Genomic DNA, 6741 nt, shown 5'->3' with positions numbered 1-6741 from the left:
GATGTTCCCCGTCCTGTTCGTGTCCGTTGCCTGCGGCGCGCTGTCCGGATTCCACAGCCTGGTATCCTCGGGCACCTCGTCCAAGCAGGTTGAAAACGAGGTCGATGCGGTCAAGGTCGGCTTTGGCGCCATGGTGGTGGAATCCTTCGTGGGCGTGCTGGCCATCATCGTTGCCGGCATCATGTTCTCGGATATGAACACCGCCGGTACGGGCGTCTTGAACGGCGGCGTGGCTTCGACCCCGTTCGCGATCTTCGCAACCGGCGTGGCGCGCGGCATGCAGGCGTTCGGTGTCGATGGTACGGTGGCGACCGTCTTCATGACGATGAACGTGTCGGCGCTCGCGCTTACCTCGCTTGACGCCGTAGCGCGCATCGGTCGTACCTCGTTCTCCGAGTTTTTCGCCTCGACCAACGACGCGCTGGCCGTTGAGGGTGCGAAGACCGGCGCGATGAAGGTGCTGGGCAATCCGTGGTTTGCCACCGTGGTGACGCTGCTGCCCGGCTTGGCGCTCACGTTTGGCGGCTACCTCAACATCTGGCCGTTGTTTGGCGCTTCGAATCAGCTGCTGGGCGGCATGACGATGATCACGCTCGCGGTGTTCTGCAAGTGCACGGGCCGCACGGGCTGGATGCTGTATGCTCCCGTGGCGTTTCTGCTGGTGTGTACGTTCACCTCGCTGGGGATGAGCATCCTGGGATGCCTGCAGGCGCTGCAGGCGGGCGGCGCAGCGGCGATGGCGACCTCGGGTCTGCAGCTGGTGTTTGCCGTGCTGCTGGTGGCGCTCGGCCTGATCGTTGCCGTGAACTGCCTGAAGGAGCTCATGGGCAAGCGGGTTGGCTCGATGCCGGACGAGGAGCCCGAGTGGTCCGAGATGGGTCGCGCCAAGGTGGCGGCCGCCCGCCACGCGGCGGCAACGGCGGATGCGGAGGTTGCGAGCGCATAGCATGAACGGAGCCCGGTCGCTGCTGCAGCGTCCGGGCTTTTGTATCGGTGCCTTTTCCCATGGATTTCCCATCGTCATTTCCCATGGGAATAAAAAAGAAAACAGCTCAGAGCAAAACGGATACTCTGGGCTGCTGTTTTAAGTGGCTGGGGTAGAGGGATTCCGCGTGCGGCCGCGGCCGCACGCGCCTCGCTGCGGGGCCTGGCGGCCCCTTGCGCGCTGCGCTGGACGGCGCTCGGCGCGCCGCCTCAGCTTCGCGCCCTCGCGGGTTCGAATCCCTACGGGGCGCATGAAAAAACCCAGCTACCGAGAGATAGCTGGGTTGGCATTTACATGGCTGGGGCAGAGGGATTCGAACCCCCGTAACCGGCACCAAAAACCGGGGTCCTGCCGCTGGACGATGCCCCAAGATGGGTTGCTCTGTCGAGCTAGGCATTTAGTGTAGCGCACTTATTCGGCAAATGCATCACAAACGCCGTCGAGAAGGCGGATCGCCAGGGTTTGGGCATCGCTGGATGTGAAGGTGCCGCAGCTCGTGAGGTCGGACAGCTCGAGGCGGATGAGCGCCGGGCGCTGCTTGGATGCCATGATGGCGGTGCGCAGGCGCTGCGCGAGGTTGTGGCACTCGGCCAGCGCGATGGTGGCCTGGGGTTCGGCATCCTCGGGCAGCTCGCTGGTCGAGAGCATCAACACTACATCGGTATCCTCGGGGATCTCTCCCTCGTACAGCATCACGCCGCTGTTCTCGGTGGTGGCGGTGGCGATGTTCCAGATGCGCGACGCGATGTTGCGCGTGAGCGCGTCCTCGCCGCCTACCGCGAAGCGAGCGCGTTCGAGAGCGCTGGCGGCGCGGGCGAAACCAGTGCGTGCCTCGCCGTTGGCGGCCACCGCGGACGGCTTGTCCTTCCATACGTGGTGCAGGCGATTGATGTAGTTGAAGGTGTCCTGGAAGGCCATGCCGTCGGCAAACAGGCCCACGTTTTCCTGGAACTGCTTGAGCGCTGCCTCGGTATGCGGGCCGAAGTAGCCGTCGTCAACGCCGCAGGCGAAGCCCAGCGTGTTGAGCGCCTGCTGCAGTGCGCGCACATCGGCGCCATGGAAATTGGGCAGGCGCAGGTAGAGGGTGCGGTCGCCGAGCTTGTAGGAGGCGTCTACCAGGGCAGACCAGCAAGCGGCGTCTACGAAATCGCCGTCGGGCAGCTGGTGCTCGGTGCGGAACGCGCGGACGGCGGCGCAGGTGGTGGTGTCGAAGCGCTGCTGCGAGAGCTCGCCCTCGTCGATGGCGAAGCCAAGTGAGACGAGGCGCGTTTGCACGTCGTCCACGGCGGGGCCGGTCATGCCCTGCATGATCGATTCCATCGAAACCCCTTTCGAGTATACGGTGCACGCCCCGCGTCGGCGCGGGGCGAAACAGTTGCTTTCCGTACCAGTGTAGCAAGATGGCGCGCATATGCCTGCGGCAAACCGTCCCAGGTTGCGGACGAGAAGAAAGAATCCATCCAGAACAGCGGCGTCTGTAAAGACGTCAAATGGTGACACAATGTAGATATTTGCAGAGCACGATAGCATACGGACCTATTGTGCCAACGACGAGGAGTGCCGAATGCAGACAAGGGACGGCCGTCCGCAGCGAACGATTCTGATCGTCGACGACGAGGCGGCGATCGCAGGTATGCTGGCGGACTATTTCACCATGGAGGGCTATCGCACCCTTACGGCGTCGAGTGGCGTCGAGGCCTTGCAGCGGGCATCCAATCCGGTCGACGTGGTGTTGCTCGACGTGAACATGCCGGGGATGGACGGTTTCGAGGTGTGCCGCCGCCTGCGCGAGCACCTCGCCTGCCCGATCATCTTCCTCACGGCCCGCATCGAGGACGTGGACCAGATCGACGGCTTCGCCGCCGGCGCCGATGACTACGTGCTCAAGCCGTTTTCGTTGGAAGTGCTGGGCCGGCGCGTGGCTGCGCATATCGCGCGCGAGGGCCGTCATCGCGAGCGAGAGCAGTCGGTGAAGTTCTTCCAGGGTGTTACCGTGGATTATGGCGAGCGTCAGGTGACGGTGAATGCGGGCGGGGGCGAGCGCCGCGTCGACTTCACGCGCACCGAGTTCGACATCGTGGCGCTGCTGAGCAAGAGCCCGGGCCGCGTGTTCGACCGTGATCTTATCTACGAGCGCGTATGGGGTTGGGGCGCTGCGGGCGACCCGTCGATCGTGCGCGAGCACGTGCGCCGCGTGCGCAAGAAGCTTACCGCGGCCGGCGCGCCTGCGGAATGCATCGAGACCGTCTGGGGCGTGGGGTACAGATGGTCCGCCCGGTAGCGGCCGCGCGCGAGCGCGTGGCGCGCTGGTGGCGGGCGCGGCCCCTGGGCACGGTGTTCGTGGCATATCTTGCCAGCTATCTCGTAATAGCCACGGCTGGTACGGCCGCGGTGCTGAGCGTGGTGGATGCGCGCCAATCGGTCTACTACACGGTCGAGATCGAGGCGGGCGACGGAACGCTCACGCGCGCTTCGATCGAGACGGGCCCGTACATCTACGACGCGCGGCGAGACGAGCTCGTGCCGGCGACCGAGATCAACCTGCCGGGCGACAACCCGTATGCCGTGTTCGTGGGCGTGCAGCGCGATATCGAACCCGAGCGCGAGCCGATCGAGTCGTACGGGGAGTCGCCGGATGAACGGTACCCCGAGGCCGATGCGACGATGGGGCTGGTGCGCGCCGGCACGGTCCATCTGTATGACTGGGGCCTCAACTACAACTACGAGCCTGGCTTCACCTCGGAGGATGTCCTGGACGACCGCGGCGTCATCGCGCCCGACCGCCTGCCGGCCTATGACAGCGCCAACCGGGCGGGCCGCGTGGATGCCGTGGCCCTCTTCGAGCAGGCGACAGGGGTCGATCTGCGCCAGGCGTTCGGTCCGGACATGGTCTCGAACGTGGCGTACTACGCGGACGGCATTCCCGCGGACGCGGCTCCGTACGCGCTGGGCATGCTGCTTAACCTGGCGGCGCCGTTCGTGTTCTACGGCGGCTTGGCCTGGATCATGTTCCGTCGTTTCTACCGGCTGCATATCGCAGGGCCGTTGGGCTCGCTGGCGGGAGCGGCGCAGCGCATCGCCAGGCAGGATCTGGATTTTGCCATCGAGCCCGTACGGGGTAGGGAGCTGGGGTCGCTTGCGTGCACGCTCGAGGATATGCGCGCATCGCTGCTGGATGCCCAGCGCGAGCTGTGGCGTACGGCCGAGGAGTGTCGTCGGCTCAACGCTGCTTTCGCGCACGACCTGCGTACGCCGGTGACGGTGCTCAAGGGCACGGTCGAGATGGCGCGCTTGCGAGCGAATCGCGGCGAGCGGATAGACGAGGCGACTTTGGAGGTGCTGGCGAGCCAGGTTGCGCGTCTGGAAGCGTATGCGACGGCCATGGGCGGTCTGTCGAAACTTGAAGACCGCGCCATCGTGCGCGAGGCGGTCGACGCGGCGGAGGCATGCGGGCGTATCGAGTCGGCGGCGCGCGACGTCGCGATGGCTCGTCGGCCCGGGCTCGAGGTTTCCTGTTCGCGGCAGCTGGAGGGCATGGGCGAGCTCGCCCTCGACATGCCTCTGGTAGAGGAGGTCCTGGGCAACATCGTGAGCAATGCCTGCGTGCATGCGGCGAGCAGGGTCCACGTGGGTCTCCGTGTCTACACGGAGTCGCCCGGGGCCGCTTTGTGCCTGAGCATCGTGGTGGACGATGACGGGCCGGGCTTCACGCCCGAGGCGCTGCGGCGCGGGTGCGACCCGTTCTTCAGCGAGAACAAATCAGCCGAGCATTTCGGCCTGGGGCTCAATATCTCCTCCACGCTCGCGCGCCTGCACGGCGGGGCGATCGAGTTGGCCAACGGCAGCCAGGGCGGCGCGCGGGTGCGCGCGGTGTTCGATGCGGGCGGCAGCGTCGAGCCTGCCGGGGATGCGGTGAAAACCGCCGCGTCTCCTAGGAAATCTCAAAGGAATCCGTCGCGTTGACAAAAGGTTGACATGCGTTTGGGAAGCTGATGCTCACGATAGGAAGGGAGTCATCATGCTTTCACGAGGACGAGGCGAAGGCAGCGCGTCTGCGGCGGCGACAGCCGGGGAGGCGGTGAGCGTGCGACCGCTCTTCGGCGGGGCTGCGTCTCCCGAACGCGAGTCCGCGCTGCACGGACCCGCGGCTGCGGGCGGTGCGCCCGATGACGGCGGAGGTCCGCGCTTCAGCCGCGCCCTGCGCGCGAGCGCCGCGCTTGCGGCGGTGGTGGCGGTAGGCGCCGTGCTGGCTGCTGGTTGGAGCGTGCTGCCCCAAGCGTATGCATGGCTATCCAGCCCGGACGCGGTACATGCGTTCGTCGATGACCATGCGGTGCTAAGCCGCCTGGCGCTCCTGGCGATCAACACGTTGCAGATCGTGGTGGCGGTGCTTCCCGGCGAGCCCATCGAGCTGGCGAGCGGCTATGCGTTCGGGTTCTGGGAGGGCACTGCGCTGTGCCTGCTCGCCTCGGCGATCGGGTCGTCGCTGGTATATGGGGCGGTGCGGCGCTGGGGCTGGAAGGTTGTCGGCCTCTTCTGCAAGCGCGAGCAGATCGAGCGCTTTGGGTGGATGCGAAATGCGCGGCGCCTCGAGCTGATCATGCTCGTCGTGTTTCTGATCCCCGGGACGCCCAAGGACGTGCTCACCTATGTCGCAGGGCTTACGTCGGTGCGCTTCGCCCCCATGCTGGCCATCGCCACGCTGGGCCGCATACCGTCCATCGTCACGTCGACCATCGCCGCCGCAGCCTTCGGCACGGGGGAGTACGGCGTCATGGCGGTGTCCGTGGCGGTGGCGGCCGTGCTGGTGCTGGCGGGCGCTTGGGTCTACCGTCGTTTCGAATCGCGCTGCAACAACGAGTAGGCGTGCGAGCCGGGTGATCGCGTCCCGCTAGCATCGATTGCGCTCGAATATGAAAGCGGCCCCGGCCCGGGATGCGTTCCGGGACCGGGGCCGCGCTCTTGTACGTATGCCCTTGTCGTTATACGTATGCTTTTTCGCCGCTTTGGAAGCCGCAGGCGGTCGGTTTCCATACGCACGGTGCCCAGCCCGGCGTCCGCCGGTGCGTGCGGCGCGCCCCCGCCGTTGCCAGTGCGTCCGGACCCCGTCGCCGCCGCCGGTGCGTCCGGGGCGCCGCGGGCCCTGGACGGCGGCTATCCCGCGAGGTTGATGCCGTTGGCCCAGCCCCAGCGCGGGGTGACGACGTCGCCGTAGTAAGCGATCCACGAATCCACGTTGATGCTGCGGATGTAGCCGATGTTGTCCATAACGGTGTTATCGCCCACGTAGATGCCCACGTGTCCGTAGATGCGGCCCGCGGCGGTGTGCCCGTGGGACGATACGGCGATAATCATGCCTACCTGCAGGTTTGCCTTGTTTGAGCTGTTGCACCAGGCGTAGTACATATCGTCGGCGTTGCCCGAGACGCGGCAGATGCCCGCGCGCTCGAAGACATCCGATACCCACCAGGCGCACAGGCCCAGGCCGGGCGACGGCGTCTTGTGGCACCACGAAACCACGAGCTGCTGCCGGTTGCCGGCGCTCGCGGAACCCTGACCGCTGCCGGGGATGGAAGTGGTGGGTCGGTTCGCGGCCTCCTGACGCGCCGCCTCCTCGGCCGCGGCCGCGGCGAGGATCTCGGCGTCGCGCTTGTTGATGAGGTCCTTGACATCCTGGTCCAGGCCGTCGATGAGCGTTTGGACCTCGTCCTTCTTGGCCTTCATCTGCTCGAGCTGCTGGGCTGTTTGGGCCTTGA

5 protein-coding genes, 1 tRNA gene and 1 pseudogene are annotated in these 6741 nt (G+C 66.2%); 4 read left to right on the top strand and 3 right to left on the bottom strand.

All coding sequences use genetic code 11. The features are described from left to right. On the top strand, window positions 1-946 hold a 946-nt coding region (locus I2E26_RS05890; RefSeq protein WP_195419985.1), incomplete at its 5' end, for a carbon starvation protein A. 334 nt (window positions 947-1280) lie between these two features. On the opposite strand, the gene I2E26_RS05885 is transcribed toward I2E26_RS05890, so the two are convergent. Further along, window positions 1281-1354: transfer RNA gene (locus I2E26_RS05885), tRNA-Gln, on the bottom strand. A gap of 42 nt (window positions 1355-1396) precedes the next feature. Beyond that, entirely contained in the window at window positions 1397-2305 is a 909-nt protein-coding gene (locus I2E26_RS05880) for a peptidoglycan-binding protein (protein ID WP_187231617.1), read from the bottom strand. 244 nt (window positions 2306-2549) lie between these two features. Between I2E26_RS05880 and I2E26_RS05875 the strand changes: the two genes are divergently transcribed. From I2E26_RS05875 to I2E26_RS05865, 3 genes are read left to right on the top strand one after another with little or no spacing between them, the layout of a single operon-like run. Then, complete coding sequence (locus tag I2E26_RS05875; protein ID WP_195419984.1) at window positions 2550-3266, top strand: response regulator transcription factor; 717 nt, start codon at window positions 2550-2552, stop codon at window positions 3264-3266. Beyond that, window positions 3251-4948 carry a HAMP domain-containing sensor histidine kinase gene (locus tag I2E26_RS05870; protein ID WP_195419983.1) on the top strand — a complete coding sequence of 566 codons (1698 nt, stop codon included), beginning with the start codon at window positions 3251-3253 and terminating at the stop codon, window positions 4946-4948. Before I2E26_RS05875 ends, I2E26_RS05870 begins: the two co-directional genes overlap by 16 nt. A 55-nt stretch (window positions 4949-5003) precedes the next feature. Further along, window positions 5004-5849, top strand: coding sequence for a TVP38/TMEM64 family protein (locus I2E26_RS05865; protein ID WP_195419982.1), 846 nt, complete (start codon window positions 5004-5006; stop codon window positions 5847-5849). Between the two features lie 290 nt (window positions 5850-6139). Here the strand turns inward: I2E26_RS05865 and I2E26_RS05860 are convergent. After that, window positions 6140-6741, bottom strand: a pseudogene (locus tag I2E26_RS05860) (hypothetical protein); the annotation flags it as partial.

This window comes from Collinsella sp. D33t1_170424_A12 (genome assembly GCF_015554865.1).
Taxonomy (GTDB): Bacteria; Actinomycetota; Coriobacteriia; order Coriobacteriales; family Coriobacteriaceae; genus Collinsella.
This window is presented reverse-complemented; position numbering and strand designations above follow the sequence as displayed.

What these genes read in the sequence shown, in the direction of transcription:
- I2E26_RS05880 (WP_187231617.1), bottom strand. Translation starts at nt 2,305, where the DNA reads ATGGAATCGATCATGCAGGGCATGACCGGCCCCGCCGTGGACGACGTG.
- I2E26_RS05875 (WP_195419984.1), top strand. Translation starts at nt 2,550, where the DNA reads ATGCAGACAAGGGACGGCCGTCCGCAGCGAACGATTCTGATCGTCGAC.
- I2E26_RS05870 (WP_195419983.1), top strand. Translation starts at nt 3,251, where the DNA reads ATGGTCCGCCCGGTAGCGGCCGCGCGCGAGCGCGTGGCGCGCTGGTGG.
- I2E26_RS05865 (WP_195419982.1), top strand. Translation starts at nt 5,004, where the DNA reads ATGCTTTCACGAGGACGAGGCGAAGGCAGCGCGTCTGCGGCGGCGACA.